General features: G+C 66.4%; 20 protein-coding genes. 12 read left to right on the plus strand and 8 right to left on the minus strand.

What is annotated here, in order from left to right; all coding sequences use genetic code 11:
* The first annotated feature begins 82 nt into the window (after positions 1 to 82).
* A complete protein-coding gene (locus AB3147_RS09785; RefSeq protein ID WP_006388022.1) occupies positions 83 to 298 on the plus strand; it encodes a hypothetical protein in 216 nt (71 codons plus the stop codon).
* Between the two features lie 120 nt (positions 299 to 418).
* Here the strand turns inward: AB3147_RS09785 and AB3147_RS09790 are convergent, their stop codons facing one another.
* Complete coding sequence (locus tag AB3147_RS09790) at positions 419 to 1,354, minus strand: LysR substrate-binding domain-containing protein (RefSeq protein WP_175138533.1); 936 nt, start codon at positions 1,352 to 1,354, stop codon at positions 419 to 421.
* Positions 1,355 to 1,459: 105 nt separating this feature from the next.
* Between AB3147_RS09790 and AB3147_RS09795 the strand changes: the two genes are divergently transcribed.
* The 8 genes from AB3147_RS09795 to AB3147_RS09830 all read left to right on the plus strand — a co-directional run bounded on the left by AB3147_RS09795 (position 1,460) and on the right by AB3147_RS09830 (position 8,785).
* Positions 1,460 to 2,449, plus strand: a complete 990-nt coding sequence (locus AB3147_RS09795) for a Bug family tripartite tricarboxylate transporter substrate binding protein (RefSeq protein ID WP_367351816.1) — start codon at positions 1,460 to 1,462, stop codon at positions 2,447 to 2,449.
* A gap of 2 nt (positions 2,450 to 2,451) precedes the next feature.
* Complete coding sequence (locus AB3147_RS09800) at positions 2,452 to 3,330, plus strand: N-formylglutamate amidohydrolase (RefSeq protein ID WP_175138531.1); 879 nt, start codon at positions 2,452 to 2,454, stop codon at positions 3,328 to 3,330.
* Positions 3,331 to 3,452: 122 nt separating this feature from the next.
* A complete protein-coding gene (locus tag AB3147_RS09805) occupies positions 3,453 to 3,779 on the plus strand; it encodes a hypothetical protein (protein ID WP_175138530.1) in 327 nt (108 codons plus the stop codon).
* A 163-nt stretch (positions 3,780 to 3,942) separates the two neighbouring features.
* Positions 3,943 to 4,974: an ABC transporter substrate-binding protein gene (locus AB3147_RS09810; protein WP_175138529.1), complete on the plus strand. Its 1,032-nt coding sequence runs from the start codon at positions 3,943 to 3,945 to the stop codon at positions 4,972 to 4,974.
* Positions 4,961 to 5,977 carry an ABC transporter permease gene (locus AB3147_RS09815; protein ID WP_367351817.1) on the plus strand — a complete coding sequence of 339 codons (1,017 nt, stop codon included), beginning with the start codon at positions 4,961 to 4,963 and terminating at the stop codon, positions 5,975 to 5,977. Before AB3147_RS09810 ends, AB3147_RS09815 begins: the two co-directional genes overlap by 14 nt.
* Positions 5,971 to 6,774 carry an ABC transporter ATP-binding protein gene (locus AB3147_RS09820; RefSeq protein ID WP_367351818.1) on the plus strand — a complete coding sequence of 268 codons (804 nt, stop codon included), beginning with the start codon at positions 5,971 to 5,973 and terminating at the stop codon, positions 6,772 to 6,774. Before AB3147_RS09815 ends, AB3147_RS09820 begins: the two co-directional genes overlap by 7 nt.
* Positions 6,768 to 8,204, plus strand: a complete 1,437-nt coding sequence (locus tag AB3147_RS09825; RefSeq protein WP_367351819.1) for a cytochrome c — start codon at positions 6,768 to 6,770, stop codon at positions 8,202 to 8,204. Before AB3147_RS09820 ends, AB3147_RS09825 begins: the two co-directional genes overlap by 7 nt.
* Positions 8,205 to 8,251: 47 nt before the next feature.
* The gene (locus AB3147_RS09830; RefSeq protein WP_367351820.1) at positions 8,252 to 8,785 is read left to right on the plus strand and encodes an OsmC family protein; all 534 of its coding nucleotides are present in this window, start codon (positions 8,252 to 8,254) and stop codon (positions 8,783 to 8,785) included.
* A gap of 5 nt (positions 8,786 to 8,790) precedes the next feature.
* On the opposite strand, the gene AB3147_RS09835 is transcribed toward AB3147_RS09830, so the two are convergent.
* Positions 8,791 to 9,633, minus strand: coding sequence for a LysR substrate-binding domain-containing protein (locus AB3147_RS09835; RefSeq protein ID WP_175124042.1), 843 nt, complete (start codon positions 9,631 to 9,633; stop codon positions 8,791 to 8,793).
* A 111-nt stretch (positions 9,634 to 9,744) separates the two neighbouring features.
* Between AB3147_RS09835 and AB3147_RS09840 the strand changes: the two genes are divergently transcribed.
* Positions 9,745 to 10,728: a bile acid:sodium symporter family protein gene (locus AB3147_RS09840; protein ID WP_367351821.1), complete on the plus strand. Its 984-nt coding sequence runs from the start codon at positions 9,745 to 9,747 to the stop codon at positions 10,726 to 10,728.
* A gap of 78 nt (positions 10,729 to 10,806) precedes the next feature.
* Here AB3147_RS09840 and AB3147_RS09845 read toward each other — a convergent pair whose 3' ends face one another.
* Both AB3147_RS09845 and AB3147_RS09850 read right to left on the minus strand, forming a co-directional pair.
* The gene (locus AB3147_RS09845; RefSeq protein ID WP_367351822.1) at positions 10,807 to 11,193 is read right to left on the minus strand and encodes a Rieske (2Fe-2S) protein; all 387 of its coding nucleotides are present in this window, start codon (positions 11,191 to 11,193) and stop codon (positions 10,807 to 10,809) included.
* Positions 11,194 to 11,244: 51 nt separating this feature from the next.
* On the minus strand, positions 11,245 to 13,050 hold the full coding sequence (locus AB3147_RS09850; protein ID WP_367351823.1) for an ABCB family ABC transporter ATP-binding protein/permease: 1,806 nt from the start codon (positions 13,048 to 13,050) through the stop codon (positions 11,245 to 11,247).
* A 270-nt stretch (positions 13,051 to 13,320) separates the two neighbouring features.
* On the opposite strand from AB3147_RS09850, the gene AB3147_RS09855 reads away from it, so the two are divergent.
* Positions 13,321 to 14,145 carry an aldo/keto reductase gene (locus AB3147_RS09855; RefSeq protein ID WP_175124046.1) on the plus strand — a complete coding sequence of 275 codons (825 nt, stop codon included), beginning with the start codon at positions 13,321 to 13,323 and terminating at the stop codon, positions 14,143 to 14,145.
* 164 nt (positions 14,146 to 14,309) lie between these two features.
* On the opposite strand, the gene AB3147_RS09860 is transcribed toward AB3147_RS09855, so the two are convergent.
* Together AB3147_RS09860 and AB3147_RS09865 are read right to left on the minus strand one after the other, a co-directional pair.
* Positions 14,310 to 14,507, minus strand: coding sequence for a hypothetical protein (locus AB3147_RS09860; protein WP_175124047.1), 198 nt, complete (start codon positions 14,505 to 14,507; stop codon positions 14,310 to 14,312).
* Positions 14,504 to 15,676 carry a PepSY-associated TM helix domain-containing protein gene (locus tag AB3147_RS09865; protein ID WP_239213845.1) on the minus strand — a complete coding sequence of 391 codons (1,173 nt, stop codon included), beginning with the start codon at positions 15,674 to 15,676 and terminating at the stop codon, positions 14,504 to 14,506. The genes AB3147_RS09860 and AB3147_RS09865 overlap by 4 nt, the downstream gene beginning before the upstream one ends.
* A 191-nt stretch (positions 15,677 to 15,867) precedes the next feature.
* Here AB3147_RS09865 and AB3147_RS09870 point away from each other — a divergent pair, with 191 nt between their 5' ends.
* Positions 15,868 to 16,581: a metallophosphoesterase gene (locus tag AB3147_RS09870; RefSeq protein WP_291377352.1), complete on the plus strand. Its 714-nt coding sequence runs from the start codon at positions 15,868 to 15,870 to the stop codon at positions 16,579 to 16,581.
* A gap of 59 nt (positions 16,582 to 16,640) precedes the next feature.
* On the opposite strand, the gene AB3147_RS09875 is transcribed toward AB3147_RS09870, so the two are convergent.
* Both AB3147_RS09875 and AB3147_RS09880 read right to left on the minus strand, forming a co-directional pair.
* Entirely contained in the window at positions 16,641 to 19,259 is a 2,619-nt protein-coding gene (locus AB3147_RS09875) for a penicillin-binding protein 1A (protein WP_367351824.1), read from the minus strand.
* A gap of 97 nt (positions 19,260 to 19,356) precedes the next feature.
* Complete coding sequence (locus AB3147_RS09880) at positions 19,357 to 20,172, minus strand: AraC family transcriptional regulator (protein ID WP_175124051.1); 816 nt, start codon at positions 20,170 to 20,172, stop codon at positions 19,357 to 19,359.
* Positions 20,173 to 20,320: the final 148 nt, after the last annotated feature.

Raw genomic sequence — 20,320 nt, forward strand, 5'->3', positions numbered from 1 at the left:
TTCTCCCTATGAAGGCGATTTAATAGAAAGACATTGGTGAAATCCCTTACAATTTGCTAACACTGTTTGTGGGGAAGCATCAATGAGCGTTATGTGTTTGGCTTGCCAACGCATTAATCCAGGACTTGCAGGCGTAGCGCCGCATTCGCACCTGGGACATCAAGGATTTACCAACCCAACGCAGAAAGGCCGGGAAGAAAGCCGCGAAGATCACTTCCGCTGCCTGAATTGCGGCGCGAAATGGCTGCGCGAGACCGACAAATGGGGCGTGGACCTGGGCTTCAAGCTCGCGCCCTGATCGGAATTCACCGGCACTCGTACGACACGGGCCCCTTCATGGGGCCCGTTGCTTTTGGGGCGGAATTCGGCGTGCGGAAAGGTAAGGACGATAGCCGGCGCGGCGCGATGCGCGGGGCGTTCAGCAAGGGGCGCGTGCCGCCATGACATCGGGATCGCGGCTGGCGGTTTCCAGCAGCCATTGGCGGAAACAGGCGAGGGCGTAGTGATCGCGCCGCTGTGCGGGAGCGCACAGGTGATAACCGCGGTCGATGCGGATGACCAGTTCTGGAAAGGGCGCGGCGACCCGGCCCGCCTGCAGTTCGTCCCGGACCAGGCAGCGTTGCAGCACCGCGATGCCCATGTCGGCCATCACCGCGCGTATCAGGATGGATACCTGATCAAACCCGTTCGACAGCGCGACGCTGCCGCGCGCCACGCCAGCCGCACTGAACCATTGCGACCAGTTTTCCTGGCCGTTGGTATGAAACAGCAGCGGCTCGCCGAGCAACCCCTGCGGCGTGCTCCACAGACCTTGGGCGTGACGTTTCGCCAGTCGCTCCGGATGGCAGATCACCACCATCTCGCGACCGATGACGTAGTCCGCGTGCCAGTTGGGCCACTGCGCCGGCGTGCCAGACAGGATGCTGGCATCCGGCGTGGCGCCGGAAAAGTCTTCGTTGCGGCGGTAGGCCGAAAAGCCGAGCTGGATGTCAGGGTGGCGCTGGTGGAAGTCCGGCAGGCGCGGCACAAGCCACGCGCTGGCCAGCGTCGGAACAGAAGAAAGCGTCAAGCGCAGCCGCCGGTCGTCGGCGCGTAACTCCGTGCTGAGCGTTTCGATCGCCTGCAGCGGCGCCCGCGCGCCATCGTAGAGCTTGCGGCCGGTGTCGGTCAGCGTGAGGCCGTGCGCATTCCTGTGCATGAGAGGCTGGCCGAAGTGCGCCTCCAGGCGCGAGATGGCACGGCTGATGGCACCCTGCGTGACGCACAGCACTTGCGCAGCCTGAGTGAAGCTGCCCAGCCTGGCCGCCGTCACGAAGGCATGCAGCTCGGACATCGACGGCGAATGCAGCCGCATCTAGCATGACCTTTGGTAATGAAGGAGTGCAATATAGTCGTTTGAAAGGGGATCGTAAAGTTTGGACACTGGCGGCCTTCAGAACAACAACCCAGGAGTCGCCTCATGTCCCGCCGTCTTTTTGGCCGGTCCGCGCGCTTTGCGCTCGCCGGCATGTTTGCCACGTTGTCCTTCTGCGGCGTCACGCATGCCGCCGACTATCCCGCGCGTCCGATCAAGCTGGTGGTGCCGTTCGCGGCGGGCGGTTCGACGGACATCGTGGCCCGCCTGGTGGCTGAGTACGCAGGGCGGGATCTGAAGCAGACCATCGTGGTGGAGAACAAAGCTGGCGCTGGCGGATCGCTGGGCATGGAACAGGTGGCGCGGTCGACGCCGGACGGGTACACCATCGGCATGGCGACCATGAGCACGCACGGGTCGAATCCGGCCGTGTTCCGCAAGATGAACTATGACCCGGTCAAGGACTTCGTGCCGGTGGCCAATGTGCTGGCCGTGCCCAGCATCTTTGCGATCAATCCGAACATTCCGGCCAGGAACATGGCCGAATTTGTGGCGCTGGCCAAAGGCGCGCCCGAGCGCTACAGCTTCGCGTCGCCGGGCGTGGGCTCGCTGGGACACGTGAACATCGAGAATTTCATGATGCTGTCCGGCATCAAGTTGCTGCACGTGCCTTATCGGGGCGCGGGTCCGGCGTTGAACGACGTGATGGGCGGGCAAGTGGATGCGATCACGGACAATCTATCGTCGACGTTGCCGCAGGTGCTGGGCGGCAAGCTGCGTCCGCTGGCCGTGCTAGGCGCCGAACGTTCGCCCTTGCTGCCCGACGTGCCCACGTATATCGAACTTGGCTATCCCGACATGGGCACGGGCGGCTGGTTTGGTCTGGTGGCGCCCGCCGGCACTCCGCAAGCGGTGGTGGAGCGTCTGAACAAGGCCGTTCGCGTGGCGATGGATAACCCGGAATTCCGCAAGAAGGCCGAAGACGTGGGTGGTACGCTGATGCCCACGACGCCGCAAGAATTCCAGGTGCAGATCGACCAGGCGTTGGCCCGTTATGCAAAAGTGGCCAAGACCGCCAACATCCAGGCTGATTGACGATGACGACCGCCGACTTCCCCGCTGTTTCCGTTCATGAACCCATCGGGCCCGCGTTGCCGTTGGTCTGTGATTCGCCGCATAGCGGCGAGCGTTATCCCGACGATTTCGGGGCCTCGGCCACGCTGGCGCAATTGCGCCAGGGCGAGGACACGCACGTGGACGCGTTGTGGTCGGCGGCGCCCGCACTGGGCGCCACGCTGGTGGCTGCCAATTTTCCGCGCGTCTACATCGACCCGAATCGCACGTTGCAGGATCTGGATCCGGAACTGCTGGCCGAGCCCTGGCCCGAGCCGCTGGATCCCGGCGAGAAGACGCGGTTGGGCAAGGGCCTGATCTGGCGGCGCATGGACAAGGCCACGCCGATCTATGACCGCAAGCTGACGCTGGCGCAGGTGCGCCATCGGATCCAGGCGTACTACGAGCCTTATCACGCGGCGCTGGCCAAGGCGATCCGGCACGTCGAGGAACGTTTTGGCGCCGTGTGGCACCTCAATCTGCATTCGATGCCGAACGATGCCTACGAGCGGCTTGGACGTCACAGCGAGCATCCCCTTGCGGACTTCGTGCTGGGCGATCGGGACGGCACGACGTGCGAGCCGGAGTTCATTGCATTGATTGAGACGGCGCTGCGCGACAAAGGCTATACCGTGGCGCGCAACGATCCGTACAAGGGCGTGCAACTCATCGCGCAGATCGGCCAGCCAGCGTTGAACCGGCACAGCCTGCAAGTCGAGATCCGGCGTCCGCTTTACATGGACGAGGCGACGCGCGAACGCAATGCCGGCTTCGATTCGCTGCGCGCCGATCTGTCGCACGTGCTGGAGCAGGTGGCGGCCTTCGTACGGGTACGCGCACAGGCGATCGCGTCGACAAAATAGAGTCGCTTGCATAACGGCGCGCGGACCGGCATTTTGCGGACGTTGCGCCCTTAAGTTTCCTTGCCGCAGGCCGTTGTGCAACGTGTCGGTGCGCTTGCATGAATGCGCTCAAGGAAACCGCAATGTCCGAGAAGATCATCAATGGATTTTCAGTGGTCGCGTATGCGACCCAGCCCGAAGGGCGCATCCCGCCGCGTGCGTTTCTGGAGACGCGGCGTCTGCCTGTAAAAGCCGCCGCGCCTGCGAACACTTCCGTAACTGCGACGACCGCCGAAGACGCGGATCCTACCGCGGAGCAGGCTGCGCCGGAACCCGAAAGCCTGGCGTTCGAGATTTTCGTGAGCCGGCGTTTTCGCAGCACGATCGAAGCGATGTCGGCTGCACGCAACGCGCTGGACCGCGTGAAATCCGTTGATGCGGACGGCGTTCCGGAGCCGTTGCCGGAGTAGCTGCACGGGGCGTTTCTCGCGTCGTTGCACGAGCCAATTTGCACGCGCCGGGAGCCCGCTCCCATATTGTTATCCCGACTTTGTATTTGTCTAACGCCTGAGCCCAGGCCGATGATGCCCCCTGGCAATCGTCGCCATTCTGGGTCTCTCAAAAGGAAGGTTGATGAATACGAAAGTCCATTCGGGCGCCGCTTCGGCGCACGGGATTTCTCGCCGCGCGCTGTTGCGCGCGGCCGGTGCTGCGGGCTTGGCCGCGCCGCTGGGCATGCTGGGCTCGCGCGTGCTGGCGGCCAATGCCGCGCCGCGCACGTTCAAGATCGCGTGGAGCCAGACCGCGGTGTGCCAGTCGCCGGTGTCGGTGGCGCTGGAGCGCGGCTTCTTTGATAAATACAACCTCAAGGTCGAACGCATCAATTTCAGCGGGTCCACGGATCAGTTGCTGGAAGCGATCGCGACGGGTCACGCCGATGGCGGCATCGGCATGGCGCTGCGCTGGCTCAAGCCGCTGGAGCAGGGGTTTGACGTGAAGCTGGCGGTCGGCACGCACGGCGGCTGCATGCGGTTGCTGACGGCAGAGGATTCGCCCATCAAGTCCGTGAACGATCTGAAGGGACGCCGCGTGGCCGTGTCCGATCAGGCCAGCCCCGTGAAGAATTTCTTTGCGATCCGCGTGGCGCAACTGGGGATTGATCCGGAGTCGGTGGATTGGCGCCAGTATCCGCAGGACCTGTTTGGCGAGGTGCTGAGAAAGGGCGAGGTCGATGCGATCGCGGGCGATGATCCGCTGATCTACACGCTGCGCGAGGACAACAAGCTGCGCGAGATCGCCACCAACATCGAGGGTGATTACGAGAACCGCACCTGCTGCGTGCTGGGCCTGCGCGGGGACCTGGTCCGCAAGGATCCCGAGTCGGCGGCGGCGATCACGCGTGCGGTGATCGATGCGCAGCGCTGGACGGCGTCGAATCCCGACGAGACTGCGCGCATCTTTGCACCCTACGTGCCCGGCAAGGTGCCGCCCGAGCGCGTGGCCGCGATCCTGCGCAGCCACAGTCACGGCCACGCCTCGACCGGCGCGGCGCTGCGCGAGGAGATCGTGGGATACGCCAAGGACCTGAAGACCATCAAGGTCCTGAGCGCCAGCCTGGACATCAACAAGTATGCGCAAGCGGTGGTGCCCAATGTCCTCGGCTGATGCGTTGACGGTGGGGGCCGCAGGCCATGCGCCCGGCGCGGTGGGTTGGCGGCTATGGAAGACGGGCGTGGCCGCCGCGGCGCTGTGGGGGGCCGTGGGCGGCATCACGCTCGCGTGGCCCAACGTGGAAGTCGGCTTCACGTCGTGGGGATACACGCGCGAGTTCGGCGTGGCGGCCCTGGCGCTGGCCATCTTGCTGCTGCTGGCGGCTGTGTCGGGGGCGGAGCGGCTGCCGCCGATCCGTGCGCTGCATCGGGCCGGGCCGTGGCTGCTGGCGCTGGCGGTGGCGGTGGGCGCATGGGAGGTCGCGACGGCCAAGCTTGCGCTGCTGCCCAGCCCGTTCTTCGCGCCGCCGCAGTCGTTGATCGAGGTCTATGTGTCGGACTACAAGCGCCTGGCCGACAGCCTCGTCAATTCGCTGTGGCTGCTGGCTAACGGCTTCGTGCTGGGCGCGGCGGCCGGGTTTCTGACCGGGGTCGCGATCGGGTGGTCGCGCGGACTGGGGTACTGGGTGCATCCGGTGCTGCGGTTTCTGGGACCCGTGCCGTCGACGGCGCTGCTGCCGATGGCGTTCTTCTTCTTTCCCTCCAGCTGGTCCGCAGCGGTGTTCCTGATCGCGCTGGCGACGTGGTTTCCAGTGACCGTGCTGACGTGGTCGGGCGTGGCGGGCGTGAACCGCGCGTACTACGACGTGGCGCGCACGATGGGCGCCAATGAATGGTTCCTGGTGCTGCGTGTGGCGATTCCGGCCGCCTTGCCGCAGGTGTTCGTGGGCCTGTTCATGGGGCTGGGCGCGTCGTTCTCGGTGCTGGTGGCGGCCGAGATGATGGGTGTGAAATCGGGATTGGGATGGTATCTGTCGTGGGCGCAGGGCTGGGCCTCGTACGCCAACATGTACGGGGCGCTGATCGTGATGGCGTTGGTGTTTTCCGGGCTGATCACGTTGCTGTTCCTGGGCCGTGACCGTCTGCTGGCCTGGCAGAAGGGAGTCGTGAAATGGTAGCGACTGCAACGGCGCACGCCAGCGTCCAATCTGCCGGCGCGCGCGGGGCCGCGCTGGCGGTGCGCGGCGTGAATCATCATTTTGATCTGGATGGCGCGGCGCTGCCGGTCCTTGACGACATCGACCTGGAGGTCAAACCCGGCGAGTTCGTCGCGTTGCTGGGTCCCAGCGGGTGCGGCAAGTCGACGCTGCTGCGGCTGGTGGCCGGGCTGGAACCGCCGGCGCAGGGTGACCTGCTGGCCGACGGCGCGGCAATTGCGGGCCCGTCGCCGTCGCGCATCGTTGTCTTTCAGGATCCGACGCTGTACCCGTGGCGCACGGTCTGGAACAACGTGGCGCTGGGGCTGCAGGCGCGGGGCCTGTTGAAGACGCAGCGGCACCGCGTGGACGATGCCTTGCAACGCGTGGGGCTGACGGCGTTCAGCCAGGCCTATCCGCATCAGCTCTCGGGCGGCATGGCGCAGCGCGCGGCGCTGGCGCGCGCGCTGGTCAACGATCCGCGCATCCTGATCCTGGACGAGCCTCTGGGCAAGCTGGACTCGCTGACGCGCATCGCCATGCAGTCGGAGCTGGTGGAGCTGTGGCAGCGCACGGGCTTTACCGCCTTGCTGGTCACGCACGACGTCGAGGAGGCCTTGTTCATGGCGTCACGCATCGTGGTGCTGAGCGAACGGCCCGCGCGCATCAAGGACGAGATCGTCAATGACCTGCCATACCCGCGTCATCGTGGCGATCCGCGGTTGGCGGCATTGCGGCATCGCGCGCTGGCCCTCTTGGGGCTGGACGCGACGTGGTGAGCGCGGCGGCGCTTGCGTTGGCTGCCGCAGGGGCGGGCGGTGCATTGATGGCGTGGTCGGCGGTGGCGGGCAATGCGGGAGCGGCGGGGCGAGGTGCGGAACGAAGCCTGCCGTGGGTCGCGGCGGGGGCGCTCGCGGCGTGCGCCGTGCTGCTGGCGTTGGCATGGCAAGCGGTGCCGGGCCTGCCCGGATTGCTGGGATCTCGTGTGGGGCATCTGGCGCTGGGGCTGACGGCCCTCCTGCTCGTGGCCAGCCTGGCCGCGGCATGGCTGCACAGCCGCGCGGGGGAGGTGGCAGCCGCCGCCAGACCGGCGTGGCGGCGCGGCGTCGCGGCGGCGCTGGGCGCACTGGGGCTGTTGGTCTTGCTGCTTGCTCTGTCGATCTGGCGCCAGCCTGCGGACGCGCTGGCGCTGGTGTCGTGGCCGTTTGCGTGGCGGTATGACCCGGCCCTGCCCGTCAGTCCGTATACGTGGAACCGGCTGTGGCTGGCGCTGGCGCAGAGTGCGGTGGCATTGGGTCTATTGGTGGCCGCCGTGTTTGTGCGGCGATGGCGGCTTGCGCTGCTGGCGGTTGCCGCTGCGCTGGTGCTGGCGACGAGCTGGCCCCAGCCGCGCCTGCTGCTGACCGAGGCGCGGGACACTTCTTATCAACGTTCGCCGCTGGCGTTTTCGGACACGAACGTGCTGCAAGGCGGCCGGCTGTATGCGCAGCATTGCGCGTCGTGCCACGGCGCGGCGGCGGACGGACGTGGGCCGCTGGCGGCCGGTTTGCCGGTGTGGCCGAGCGTTCTGGGCGCCGCGCTGTTCGACAACCGGCTGGAAGGCGAGCTGTATTGGCGGCTGGCCCACGGCGGACACGCGTCCGCCGGACGCACCATGCCTGGCCCGGACGCCGCGCTGCGGCCGGACGAGATATGGCAGGTGCTGGACTTCCTGCGCCTGCACGCCTACGGGACGAGCGGCGGGGCAGGCATGCCGGCGATTCCCGCGCCAGGGGTGGCGCTGACCTGCTGGGATGGCCGCGCGAGCCGTCTCACCGGCCTGCGCGGATTGCCCGTGCGCGTCGTGGCGCAGGCGGCAGGCACGCCGGCTGAACCGCAGGATCCGCGCCTGTTGACGGTGGCGCTGACGCGCGGCCGTGCGGGCGCAACGGATGCCGATTGCGTGGCGGCGGATCCCGCGGCGTGGGACGCCTATGCCTTGGCCGCCGGCGTGCCGCCGGACGACCTGGCGGGCGCGCAGTTCCTGGTGGACCGCCGCGGCTGGCTGCGCGCGCGCCTGCTGCCGCATGCCGCGCCGGCGTGGACCAGCGCCGACGACGTCTGCGGGCCGGGCGGGCGCATGGAGGCCAGCAACGCGCGCGGCCTGGGCGAGATTCTGCTGGCGATGGACCGTGCACCCATTGCCATGACCGACCTGCGGCGCAACTGAATGCCGCGCGTCCTTCGCACGTTTTTCTTCCAAGCGAGGTCTGCAAGATGAGTACGTTGAACGAGTATCTGGACCAGAAGCGCGCCGCCGTATTGCTGCGCAACGGGCGCGACCCGAAGACGGTGGAGCCGGTGAAGCTGCGTGCGCACGTCAGCGCGGAAGGGCGCAGCGGCGTGCGGCGCATCCGCATTCGCGATCATCAGGTGGTGAGCGACAGCCCGGCCGATTTTGCGGGCTACGACCTGGGGCCGAGTTCGCCCGAGTTGCTGCTGGGGTCGCTGGGCAGCTGCCTGACCCACATCTTTCTCATCAAGGCGGCGGAGCTGGAACTGCCGCTGGAATCGCTGGAGGTGACGATCGAAGGCGACCTGGACCTGCGCGGCGGCAAGCCGGGCTATGAAGCGGTGCCATTTTTTCCGCACAACATCCGCTATACCGCGCACATCGTGTCGCCGGCGGACGAGCACGCGGTTCGCGCCGTGCACGAGGCGGTGGAGGCGTGGTGCCCGATCCTGAACCTGCTCAAGCAGCCGCAGGCGCTGCACGGCAGCATCGAGCACACGCGCTCCGCGCCGCAATAGGGGCGTCAGGTCAGGGTGCTGCGCATCAGGATCTCGGTCAGCGCGCGGGTGGGTTTGCCGGGCGACGGGGCTGAGATGACGATGAATTCCACGGGCGGCAGCGTGGGCAGGTTGGCCGCGCCCGCGGGCGCCGACAGGCCTGCAGTGGACAGGTGCGAGGGCTGCACGGTGATGCCCAGTCCCGCGCGGGCTGCTGCCTGGCAGCCCGCGTAGCTGGTGCTGGTGCAGACGATCTGCCAGCTCCGGCCCGCGCGGGCCAATGCGTCGAGCGCCAGCGTGCGCGTCACGCTGGGCTCGCGCAACAGGATCAACGGAAGGGGCTCGTCGGGATCCACGCGCAGACCTTCCTTCGCGCGCCACAGCAGCGCCTCCTTGTGCAACGTCTGGCCGCGCCGGTCGCCGCGCCGGCGCTTGCCGATCATCACGTCCAGACGGTTGTCGTCCAGCAGCTTGTAGAGGTCGGTGGTGACACCGATGGTCAGGTCCAGCTCGACTTCCGGATGCGCCAGGCGAAACGCCGCCAGCACATCGGGCAGGGGACCCATCGCCAGATCGTCGGAGGTGCCCAGCCGGATCCGTCCGCGCAGGCGGGGCGCATCGAAGAGGCGCTCGGCCTTTTCGTGCGCGGCCAGGATGATCTCGGCATGCACGAGCAGGCTGCGGCCGTCGCTGGTCAGCGCGAGTGAGTGGGTGTCGCGCTGGAACAGGCGGCGATTCACGGCCTGTTCGAGCTGGCGGATGTGCTCGCTGACGGTGGGCTGGGTCAGGCCCAGCCGGCGCGCGGCTTCGGTGAAGCTGGGCGCGCCCGCGGCGGCGGCGAAGGTCTTGAGCCAGAGCGGGTTCAGCATGGGCGGGATGCGGTCATAGGGATTTCCAATGACAGTTAAAGTACTCAGTGGTCTTCACGATGGCAAGGGCCGCGCCTATAGTGGGCGCAACTTTCTGAACACGCCTTTGCCATGCGCCGCTTCCTGCCAGACCAATTCACCCTAATCCTGATCGCCACGGTGGCGTTCGCCAGCTTTTTCCCGGCGGTGGGCAAGGGCGCCACGTTCATGATGGTGGCGAGCAATGTGGCGATCTCGCTCCTGTTCTTCCTGCACGGGGCGCGGCTGTCCACGGATGCCATCGTGTCCGGCGTGAAGGACGTACGTCTGCATGGCCTGATCCTGGCCTGCACCTTTCTGTTGTTCCCCGCGCTGGGCCTGGGACTGCGCGCGCTGTTTCCCGGGCTGCTGACGCCGTCGCTGTGGATCGGCGTGCTGTTCGTCTGCACGCTGTCGTCCACCGTGCAGTCGTCGATCGCCTTCACGTCGATGGCGCGCGGCAACGTGCCGGGTGCGATCTGCGCGGCGACGGCCTCCAATCTGCTGGGCACCGTGCTGACGCCGCTGCTGGTGGCGGTGCTGCTGCATCGGCAGGGCGGCGGGCATGGCCTGGCCGACGCTGGCCGCATCCTGCTGCAACTGCTGCTGCCGTTCGCGGTGGGCAGCCTGCTGCGGCCGTGGATCGGGGCGTGGGCGCTGCGCAATAGCCGCACGCTGTCCAAGGTGGATCGCAGCTCGATCCTGCTGGCGGTCTACACCGCGTTCAGCGAGGCGGTCGCCCAGGGCATCTGGCATGCGTTCCCGGCCATCGACCTTGCCACGATGGTGCTGGTGAACGCCTTGTTGCTGGGATCGGTGCTGTTGATCACGACGTGGGGCAGCCGCAAGCTGGGGCTGACCAAGGAGAACGAGATCACGCTGGTGTTCTGCGGATCGAAGAAGTCGCTGGCGTCCGGAATTCCGCTTGCGACCGTGCTGTTCGGCACGTCGCAGATGGGCGTGGTGGTGTTGCCCTTAATGATCTTTCACCAGATGCAGCTCATGGTCTGCGCGGTGCTGGCGCGGCGTTATGCCGAGCGGGCGGAGCCGGTGCAGGCGGTGGCGGCGCGGGCGTAAAGCCGGGCGCAAATCGGGGCGCAATCCCGGGCGAAAAGCCGGGCGCGATTCCGAACCATTGCGCCGCGCCTAAATCGGTCAGGCGTCCGCGTCCGCTGGACGGATCTTGCCCGCGGGCTGCCAGTAGACGCCGCCGTCGCGCTCGGAAACGTCTAGCGCGGTCAGGCGTCCGTTTCTACAGGGGCCACCCACGCACAGGCCTGTGTCGGGCTGGTAGGTGGCGCCGTGGCGGGCGCACATGATGAGGTCGCCGGCGCGGGTGAAGAAGCTGCCTTCCCAGTCCAGTTCGACGCCGACGTGGGCGCAGCGGTTCAGGTAGCCATGCACCCGGTCCTGGTAGCGCACGAAGAAGGCGGTGGTGCGGCCCGCGCCATCGGTCACGGACACCTTCACGCCGAGGCCGCCGTTGACCAGATCGCCGGCGGCGCAGACGCGGACTTCAGGGAGGGTGGGGGAATCCTGCATGGGAGGCCTGGCAATCAAAGGGTGCGATGTTCGGACAGGGGGCGCGGCTTGTCAATCCGCCGGCGCCGCCCGGGCGCTTTCCTGCTGGCGGGCCCACATGCCGGCGTAGATGCCGGCCTGGGCCAGCAACTGCGGATGGCGGCCGCGTTCGACGATGCGGCCATCGGCCAGCACGATGATCTCGTCCGCGTCCGCCACCGTGGACAGGCGGTGCGCGATGATCAGCGTACTACGGCCCTGGCTGACTTCGCGCAGGTTGGCCTGGATCTCGCGTTCCGTGTGGGTGTCCAGCGCGCTGGTGGCTTCGTCGAACAGGAATATGGCCGGATTCTTGAGGATGGTGCGGGCAATCGCCACGCGCTGCTTTTCGCCGCCCGACAGCTTCAGGCCGCGTTCGCCCACCATCGTGCCGTAGCCGTCCGGCATGGTCAGGATCAGGTCGTGGATGTGAGCAAGGCGCGCGGCGGCCTCGATTTCAGGGTCCGTGGCGCCCGGCCGGCCGTAGCCGATGTTGTAGCGGATGGTGTCGTTAAAGAGCACCGTGTCCTGCGGCACCACGCCGATGGCCGCGCGCACGCTGGCCTGCGTGACGTCGCGTACGTCCTGGCCGTCGATCAGGATGGCGCCGCTGTCGGTGTCATAGAAACGGAACAGCAGCCGCGCGATCGTGGACTTGCCCGCGCCGGACGTGCCTACCACGGCCACCGTCTTGCCGGCGGGAATCGAGAAACTGACGCCCTTCAGGATGGCGCGGCGCGGATCGTAGCCGAAGTGCACGTCGCGGAATTCAACCGCCCCGCCAGAGACTTGGAGCGGCGTGGCTTCGGGGCGGTCCGCCACTTCGCGGTCCTGGCCCAGCAGCTCGAACATGCGCTCCATGTCGATCAGCGCCTGCTTGATCTCGCGGTAGATGAAGCCGAAGAAGCTGAGCGGCGTGTAGAGCTGCAAGAGGTACGTGTTGACCAGCACGAAATCGCCCAACGTGTAGCGGCCCTCTGCGATGCCGTTGGCTGCCATCCACATCACCAGCGTCAGTCCCGTGGAAATGATGAGGGCCTGGCCGACGTTCAGGATCGACAGGCTGACCTGGCTGCGCACGGCGGCGCGTTCGTAGCGGGTGAGCGAGGCGTCGTAGCGCTGGGCCTCGTGTTCTTCGTTGCCGAAATACTTGACGGTCTCGTAGTTCAGCAGGCTCTCGATGGCCTTGGTGTTGGCCTCGGAGTCGGTTTCGTTCATCTGGCGCCGGAACTTGGCACGCCATTCCGTCACGGCAAGCGTGTAGGCCATGTACAGCACGACGGTGGCGCCAGTAGCCAGCGCCAGCCAGCCGTCGAACATCTTCCACAGCACGATGCAGACCAGGCTGATCTCGAAGAACGTGGGCAGGATGTTGAACAGCAGGAACGACAGCAGTGTCTGGATGCCCTTGGTGCCGCGTTCGATGGCGCGGTTCAGCCCGCCGGTCTGACGCGCCAGGTGAAAGCGCAGCGCCAGACCGTGCAGGTGGCGGAAGATCTGCAGGCCGACCGAGCGGATCGCATGTTGGCCCACGCGCGCGAAGATGGCATCGCGCAGTTCCGAGAACAGCAGCGACAGCACGCGGGCGGTGCCGTAGGCGAGGATCAGGCCGAGCGGCACCGTCACCGTGCCGGGCGCGCCCTTGCCCAGTTCGTCGACCGCCTGCTTGTACAGCAGCGGCACGTAGACGGTTGCGGCCTTGGCGGCGAACAGGCACAGCAGCGCCGCCACGACGCGGACCTTCAAGCCGGTCTTGCCGGGCGGCCACAGGTAGGGAAACAGCGTGCGAAGCGTGGCAAGTCCGCCGCCCTTGGCGGGCCGCGTTTCAGGAGAATTCATGATCGGGATGCTGGGTTTGGGGCCGCCTCCGACAGGGGAGTTAGGCCGTTTGCAGGGCATTATGAGGCACCAGCGGTAATATTTGAGGGATAACCCCTGGTACGGAAGCACCAGCATCGGGGGATTGAAGGCTGTATTGCGACACGGGCGCAGCACGTCGGGCCCGTTTCTTTCTCTTCCAACCGGGGGTCCGGCCGGCTGCTCCCCTGGTTGCGCGACCGGGCGCGTTTTCGCCGCGCCTGGATCGCGTCGCTTGCTACGGAGGGTCTTATGGCGAAGGTACCCGCAGTGAAATTGAACGACGGAGGCAAGATTCCGCAGTTGGGCCTGGGAGTCTGGCAGGTGCCGGACGATCAGGCAGCGTCCAGCGTGAAGGAAGCGCTGGCGGCAGGTTACCGGTCGGTGGACACGGCGGCGATCTACGGCAACGAGGCAGGCGTGGGCGCGGGCCTGCGGTCGGCCGGCGTGGCGCGCAAGGACCTGTTCATCACCACCAAGCTCTGGAACGACAAGCACGGCTACGACGACGCGCACAAGGCGATGGACGAAAGCCTGGAGAAGCTGGGGCTGGCGTACGTGGACCTGTACCTCATCCACTGGCCGGTCGCGGGTAGCGAGAAGTTCCTGGACGCCTGGCGCGCCATGATCGAGATGAAGGAAGACGGCCGCGCGCGCGCGATCGGCGTGTCGAACTTCACGCAAGCCAATCTGGAACGCCTGATCGACGCGTCCGGCGTCACCCCCGCCGTCAACCAGATCGAGCTGCATCCGGGGTTCACGCAGAATGCGCTGCGGGCCTTTCATGCGCGGCATGGCATCGTGACCGAGTCGTGGAGTCCGCTGGCGCAAGGCAACATCACGAAGGAAAAGGTGATCCTGGACCTGGCGCAAAAGCACGGCAAGTCGCCCGCGCAGGTGACGCTGCGCTGGCACCTGCAGCACAACCTGGTCGTGATTCCGAAGTCCGTCACGCCCGAGCGCATCCGCGAGAACATCGACGTGTTCGACTTCGAGCTGTCGGCGGCGGACATGGCGGCCATCGACGGCATCAAGGAAGGTCCGCGCCTGGGCCCGGATCCCGAGAAGTTCGCGTAGGGGAAGCAGCCCCGGCGGGTGGCGCGGCGAGCGGGGCCGCGCAGCCGGCCGGGGTAAGTGTCCGGCCTTTATCGGCGGGGCCGTCATTGGCCGAGCCGCGATTGGCGGGGCCGCCATCGGCTGGGCGGCGGTCTGCGGGACCGCCATCGTCGCGATGTGTTCGGCTAGTGCTTGAGCGGGAACACCCAGTACCGCACGATGACCACGAGCAGGATGCTCAGCGCGGTCCAGGACGCCCAATGCCAGGCGCCGGTGCCCAGCAGGGCCGCCAGCAAGCCAAAGATGCTGAGCACGCCCAGCAGGATCGGCACGCCCCACACGAACAGGAAGCCCCGGCTGCCTTTACTCGTTGAGCGGCTCATGCGGGCGTCCTTTGCGGGGTGGCAGCCTGGTGTTTCTTGATGAGTTCGTTGATGCGCGCTTCGGTGGCGCGGCGCCGGGCCAGCCACAGGTACAGTCCGCTCACCAGCACGACGATGGTGACGATATCCAGCAGCGCCCAGATGATCTTGAGTGGCAGGCCGCCGTAGTCGCCGAAGTGCAGCGGCCGCGAAACTTCCAGCGCGGTCAGATACCACGGCATTTTCGCCACGGTCGTCAGCGCACCGGTCCGCCCGTCGATCAGCACGGGCGTGTTCAGCTTGGACGTCAGGGGCGAGTCGCCACGCATCCACGCAATGAAGTGCTGCGGGCTGCCGAAGGCGTTGCCGGGGAAGGAGATGAACGACACTTCATTACCCGGCATGGCCTTGCGCGCGGTGTCGGCCACCAACTGCGCCGACGCGAGCTGCGTGGGGATGGGCTGACCCTTGTAGGGTTCCAGCACGCGCGGCAGTTCGGTGGATTGCCACAGACGGAAGAGCGGCGTGGACAGTTCGTTGATGACGCCGGTCAAGCCCACCACCAGCGCCCACACCAGCGTCACGATGCCCAGCAGGTTGTGCAGGTCCAGCCATTTCAGGCGCGTCGAGCGCGTGGCGCGCACGGTGCCGAATTCCAGCTTCTTCATGAAGGGGCCGTACAGCACGACGCCGGACACGATGGCCACGCAGAACAGCAGGCCCATGAATCCCAGGAACAGCTCGCCGGTCAGGCCCGCGAACAGGTCCACGTGCAGCGCCAGCATGATGCCCATGAACGAAAACTTGTCTTCGGTATAAAGCGGGCCATCGAGCAGCACATCGCCCGTGCGGGCATCCATGCGGATCGCGTGGCCCGAGGCCAGTCCGTCGCCGGGCATCTTCGCCATGCCGACGAAGACCTGCGGCTCGTCCGGGTCGAACGACAGGTAGTCGACGACTTCGTTCGGGTACATGGCTCGCGCGTTGGCCACGAGCTTGTCGAGGTTGGCGGGCGGGGTGTCCGCAGGCACCGCGGACAAGGGCTTGCCGTCGTCGAGCCAATGCTCGATCTCGTGATGAAACACGAGCGGCAAACCGGTCAGACAGATGATGAGCAGGAAGATCGTGCAAACCAGGCTGGTCCACTTGTGGACGAGATACCAGGTTTTGATGGTGGACGCGGCGGTCATGGCGACGGCGGGAAGCGGCTTGGCGCCACTCCTTTTCAGGGCAGTACGGGAAAGGAGAAAACATTATCACGAACAAGTTCGATTCTCGTAACGCTATTTGACCCTTTCGGTAACGAGGCTGGCCGTGGGGACGGACCAAAGCGGGTTAAAAAGAAGGGTCAGATTTTTCCTTGCGGTATTCCCGAATCATCATGGAGCAGCGTTTTCTCAAGGTTCCGCGCAACGAGTCCGGCCGCGATTTCGCGGTAGGCGATGTGCATGGACATTTTTCGCGCCTGCAACAGGCGCTGGATGAATTGGGGTTCGACCCCACCCGCGACCGGCTTTTTTCCGTGGGCGATCTGGTTGATCGGGGACCCGAGAACGAGGCCGCGCTGGACTGGCTGGCCAAGCCCTGGTTCTACGCAGTGCAAGGCAATCACGAGGACTACGCGATTCGTCACGTGCGCACCGGCAAGGTGGATGTGACGAACTGGCGCGGTTATGGCGGTGGCTGGTTTCTGGATCTGCCCGCCGAGCGGCAGCAGGTGTTTGCCGAAGCCTTTACCCAATTGCCGATTGCCATCGAAGTGGAAACGTCGTCCGGCGCCGTCGGACTGCTGCATGCCGACTGCCCGGTGTTGTTCTGGCCCCGGCTGGAGTCCGCGTTGCAGGACCGCTACAAGCGCACCAGCGCGGCGTGCCAGTGGTCGCGCGACCGTCTACGCCAGATGGACCGAACCGGCATCCTGGGCGTGCGGGCGGTGGTGGCGGGGCACACCCCGGTGGCGTCGCCGCTGGCGCTGGGCAACGTGTATCACATCGATACCGAAGGCTGGAACGGCGGCTATTTCACGTTTCTGAATCTTGAATCCCTGCAGGCGTGGCCTCGCGAGGTCGTGACCGAGGCCGGGGCCGCCGAGTAGGGCGGACGGAACAAAGCAAAACGGGCGCCGAGGCGCCCGTTTTGCGTGATGCGCAGCTTTTACAGCGGCCGGGCGGTCACAGCGCCGGGGGCGGTCACGGCGCTGGCGCTTACGCCGGCCGAATCGGCTGGCGCGGCTGCGGCAGGGACGGCTGGCGTCTGCACGCCGCCCGAAGCGGGCATGGCCTGCGCCTGCGGGACGGGGGCGGCGTCTGCGCGGGGCACGGGGATCGGCATCAGCGGCGGCTGGATCGGACTGCCTTCGGGAGCCGCGGCGCCGCCGGGAGGCAGTGGCTTGACCGAGGTGTCGACGCCGTCGGTCGAGCGGTTGTTGTTCAGGAAGTCGGTCAGCGCGTCGCCGGAAGACAGGTCCAGCGAGGCCACCGCCTGGCCGGGCGGGAATTCGGAGAAATAGTATTCGCCGTTGTCGACCAGCAGGCCGTCGGGGCGCGGCGCCGGCTTGGCTTGCGGCACGTCCTTCAGGACGGGCTGCATATAGTCCAGCCAGGTGGAGAGCGCCAGGCCGCTGCCGAACTCGTTGGTGCCGAGCGACTTGGGTTGGTCAAAGCCCATCCAGACGGTGGTGGCCAGCGTCTGCGTGAAGCCCGAGAACCAGACGTCGACGGCGTCGTTCGTGGTGCCGGTCTTGCCGCCGATGTCGTTGCGCTTGAGCACCTGATGCGCACGGGCGGCGGTGCCGTTGACCGTGACATCGCGCAGGATGTCGTCCATGACCCAGGCGGTGCGCGGGTCGATGGCGCGCGCCTGCGCGTCGCCGGCCACGACGGGCTGCGTCTTCATCAGCACGTTGCCGGAACGGTCCGTGACGTGGTCGATGAGGTAGGGCGTGACGCGGTAGCCGCCGTTGGCAAACACGCTGTAGCCATTGACGACCTGCAGCGGCGTGGCGCCACCCGCGCCCAGCGCAAGCGGCAACACGGCCGGCCAACGTGATTTATCGAAGCCGAAGCGCGTCAGGTAGTCCTGTGCGTACTGCGGTGAAATCGCCTGCAGGATGCGGATCGATACCATGTTCTTGGAGCGCATCAACCCCTGGCGCAGGGTCAGCATGGGTTCGTACTTGTTGCCGTCGTTCTTGGGCTGCCAGGCCTTGGAACCGGTCTGCTCGGCCGTCAGCATGAAGGGCTGATCGGAGATCTGCGTGGCGGGCGTCAGGCCCCGTTCCAGCGCAGCCGCATAGACGAACGGCTTGATGTTCGAGCCCGGCTGGCGCCATGCCTGCGTGACGCGGTTGAAGTGGCCGCGGTTGAAGTCGAAGCCGCCGATCATGGCGCGGATGGCGCCATCCTGCGGCACCATCGAGACCAGCGCAGCTTGCAGCGCCGGCATGTTGATGATTTCCCAGTTGTCGCCGTTCTTGTGGATGTAGACCACCGAACCGCGCCGGATGCGCTGGGTGTCGCTGGCCTTGGGATTGAGCGCGCGGGCGACGACCGCCAGGGCCTTCTTGTCCGAAATGGTGATGATGTCGCGGCCGCTGCGCGCCACGGTGACTTCGGTGGGGCTGGCGGCCAGCACGACGGCGGCAAGCAGGTCTTCGCTGTCGGGCGACTTTTCCTGCACGCCGTCCAGGATCTCGTCGAGCGCCTGGGGGTCCTGTTCCACGCCGTCGGGCAGATCGACCTGGTCTTCCGGGCCCGGATAGACAGCGCGGCGGGTGTAGTCGATGATGCCGTCGCGCACGGCGCGGTAAGCCGCTTCCTGCGCCTTGGAATCGATCGTGGTGTAGACGTCGATGCCCGACGAGTAGGTGTTCTCCTGGAACACGCCATACATCAGTTGGCGGGCCAGTTCTGCCGGATAGTCGCCGTGCACCGCAAAGCCGCGCGTGCTGCTGCCATCCGCGCCGCGGATCGTGATGCGCTGTTGCAGGGCTTCGTCGGTCTGCTCCGGCGTCAGATAGCCCAGCGTCTTCATGCGGCCCAGCACGTAATGCTGGCGGATCTCGGCGCGCGGGTAATTGGTGATCGGATTGAAGCGCGAGGGCGCCTTCGGAATGCCGGCCAGCATGGCGGCTTCGGCGGGCGTGACCTCCGACAGTGGCTTGCCCAGATAGGTGCGCGAGGCGGCGGCGAAACCATAGGCGCGATGGCCCAGGTAGATCTGGTTCATGTAGAGCTCGAGGATCTGGTCCTTGGTGAGCTCGGATTCGATCTTGAACGTCAGCAGCAGTTCATAGAACTTGCGCGAATACGTCTTTTCCGACGACAGATAGAAATTGCGCGCGACCTGCATGGTGATCGTGCTGCCGCCCTGGGACTTGGATCCCTTGACGATGTTGGTCAGCACGGCGCGCGCGACGCCCATCCAGTCGACGCCGCCGTGGCTGTAGAAACGGTCGTCCTCGGCCGCCAGAACGGCCTGCCGCATCACCGGTGGGATTTCGTCGAAACGCAGCACGTTGCGGTGCTCTTCGCCGTATTCGCCGATGAGCACCTTGTCCGCGGTGTAGATGCGCAGGGGCACGCGTGGCCGGTAATCGGTCATCGCGTGCAGGTCTGGCAGGCTGGGCCACGCCAGGGCCAGTGCGAGGCCAAGCACGACGGCGCCGCACACGGCTGCGCCGGCGGCGGCGATGCCCGCTTTGACCAGGAGAGGTTTCCAGGGGAGGCCCGATTTGCCGCCCGGGTTGGCGGAGGATTGCTGGGGATTGCTCATTGCAGGCGATTCTAGGGCAGAACGCTATAGACCGCCCAGGGCGCAATAAGGTTTCGGTAACGAAATCTGCCCATGTGAGCGGATATTCAGCTTTTGTTCAGGTTGGCGAGGCCCCGGGGACGGATTGCAGATAACGCTGGGGTGGGGCGCCGAGTGCCCGATGAAACATGGCGGAGAAGGCGCTGGCGCTGCGGTAGCCGAGGTCCGCCGCAATGCGCGCCACCGGCACGCCCATCGACAGCCGGCACACCGCATCAGCCAGCCGCACCTGCTGCACCCACTGTCTGTAATTCAGTCCGAGTTCGGATTGAAACAATCGGATCAGCGTGCGCGCACTGGCGCCGACTTCGCTTCCCCAGTCCTCGATGCCGCGTTGCAGGCCGGGCTGGTCCAGAATGGCCGCGCAGATGGCTTGCAGGCGCCGGTCGCGCGGCCACGGGATCTGAATGGGCACGATGCGCGCGGCGGCCAGCTCGGCCAGGATCAACCCCGCGATCTGTTCGACCCGTCCCCCGAGCGGGTAGTCGATGGGCTCGGCCGTCAACGCCAGGATCAATTCCCGCAGCAGGCCGCTGACCTCGATCACCTGGCACTCGGGCCAGTAGTCCCGGGCCGCGTCGGCTTGAATGTAAAGGGAACGCATCGAGACCGCGCCAACCATGTCGACGCCGTGCGGCACGCCCGCCGGCACCCATAGCGCGCGCAGCGGCGGCAAGGCCCAGAAGCCGCTGGGCGTGGTGACGCGCATCACGCCTTCGACGGCATAAATGAGCTGGGCGCGCGGGTGGGTATGGGGACCGGTCTGCGCGCCGGGGGAAAATTCCTTGGCCATCGCCGTGACGACGCGCGGACGATGCTGGTAGTCCTGCGCGTTGATGCTGCGGGCGGGATCGGGAGGAGGGCGGACGACCATGGTGTCACTTCCGACAAAAGGATGAGGAGGCGCCCGGAAGCGCATGGCGCCTATTCTGCCATTGGGTTGGCATGGCGGTTGTCACTTTCTCGACGAAAAATGGCAGATTACGCCGGCGCCGGATTTCTACACTGATGCCTGGTTCCGG

Source organism: Achromobacter animicus, assembly GCF_040775605.1.
Lineage (GTDB): Bacteria > Pseudomonadota > Gammaproteobacteria > Burkholderiales > Burkholderiaceae_B > Achromobacter > Achromobacter animicus.

What these genes read in the sequence shown, in the direction of transcription:
- AB3147_RS09850 (WP_367351823.1), bottom strand. Translation starts at nt 13,050, where the DNA reads ATGAATTCTCCTGAAACGCGGCCCGCCAAGGGCGGCGGACTTGCCACG.
- AB3147_RS09815 (WP_367351817.1), top strand. Translation starts at nt 4,961, where the DNA reads ATGTCCTCGGCTGATGCGTTGACGGTGGGGGCCGCAGGCCATGCGCCC.
- AB3147_RS09880 (WP_175124051.1), bottom strand. Translation starts at nt 20,172, where the DNA reads ATGGTCGTCCGCCCTCCTCCCGATCCCGCCCGCAGCATCAACGCGCAG.
- AB3147_RS09810 (WP_175138529.1), top strand. Translation starts at nt 3,943, where the DNA reads ATGAATACGAAAGTCCATTCGGGCGCCGCTTCGGCGCACGGGATTTCT.
- AB3147_RS09785 (WP_006388022.1), top strand. Translation starts at nt 83, where the DNA reads ATGAGCGTTATGTGTTTGGCTTGCCAACGCATTAATCCAGGACTTGCA.
- AB3147_RS09795 (WP_367351816.1), top strand. Translation starts at nt 1,460, where the DNA reads ATGTCCCGCCGTCTTTTTGGCCGGTCCGCGCGCTTTGCGCTCGCCGGC.
- AB3147_RS09790 (WP_175138533.1), bottom strand. Translation starts at nt 1,354, where the DNA reads ATGCGGCTGCATTCGCCGTCGATGTCCGAGCTGCATGCCTTCGTGACG.
- AB3147_RS09830 (WP_367351820.1), top strand. Translation starts at nt 8,252, where the DNA reads ATGAGTACGTTGAACGAGTATCTGGACCAGAAGCGCGCCGCCGTATTG.
- AB3147_RS09840 (WP_367351821.1), top strand. Translation starts at nt 9,745, where the DNA reads ATGCGCCGCTTCCTGCCAGACCAATTCACCCTAATCCTGATCGCCACG.
- AB3147_RS09870 (WP_291377352.1), top strand. Translation starts at nt 15,868, where the DNA reads ATGGAGCAGCGTTTTCTCAAGGTTCCGCGCAACGAGTCCGGCCGCGAT.
- AB3147_RS09805 (WP_175138530.1), top strand. Translation starts at nt 3,453, where the DNA reads ATGTCCGAGAAGATCATCAATGGATTTTCAGTGGTCGCGTATGCGACC.
- AB3147_RS09855 (WP_175124046.1), top strand. Translation starts at nt 13,321, where the DNA reads ATGGCGAAGGTACCCGCAGTGAAATTGAACGACGGAGGCAAGATTCCG.
- AB3147_RS09875 (WP_367351824.1), bottom strand. Translation starts at nt 19,259, where the DNA reads ATGAGCAATCCCCAGCAATCCTCCGCCAACCCGGGCGGCAAATCGGGC.
- AB3147_RS09800 (WP_175138531.1), top strand. Translation starts at nt 2,452, where the DNA reads ATGACGACCGCCGACTTCCCCGCTGTTTCCGTTCATGAACCCATCGGG.
- AB3147_RS09860 (WP_175124047.1), bottom strand. Translation starts at nt 14,507, where the DNA reads ATGAGCCGCTCAACGAGTAAAGGCAGCCGGGGCTTCCTGTTCGTGTGG.
- AB3147_RS09820 (WP_367351818.1), top strand. Translation starts at nt 5,971, where the DNA reads ATGGTAGCGACTGCAACGGCGCACGCCAGCGTCCAATCTGCCGGCGCG.
- AB3147_RS09845 (WP_367351822.1), bottom strand. Translation starts at nt 11,193, where the DNA reads ATGCAGGATTCCCCCACCCTCCCTGAAGTCCGCGTCTGCGCCGCCGGC.
- AB3147_RS09835 (WP_175124042.1), bottom strand. Translation starts at nt 9,633, where the DNA reads ATGCTGAACCCGCTCTGGCTCAAGACCTTCGCCGCCGCCGCGGGCGCG.
- AB3147_RS09865 (WP_239213845.1), bottom strand. Translation starts at nt 15,676, where the DNA reads ATGACCGCCGCGTCCACCATCAAAACCTGGTATCTCGTCCACAAGTGG.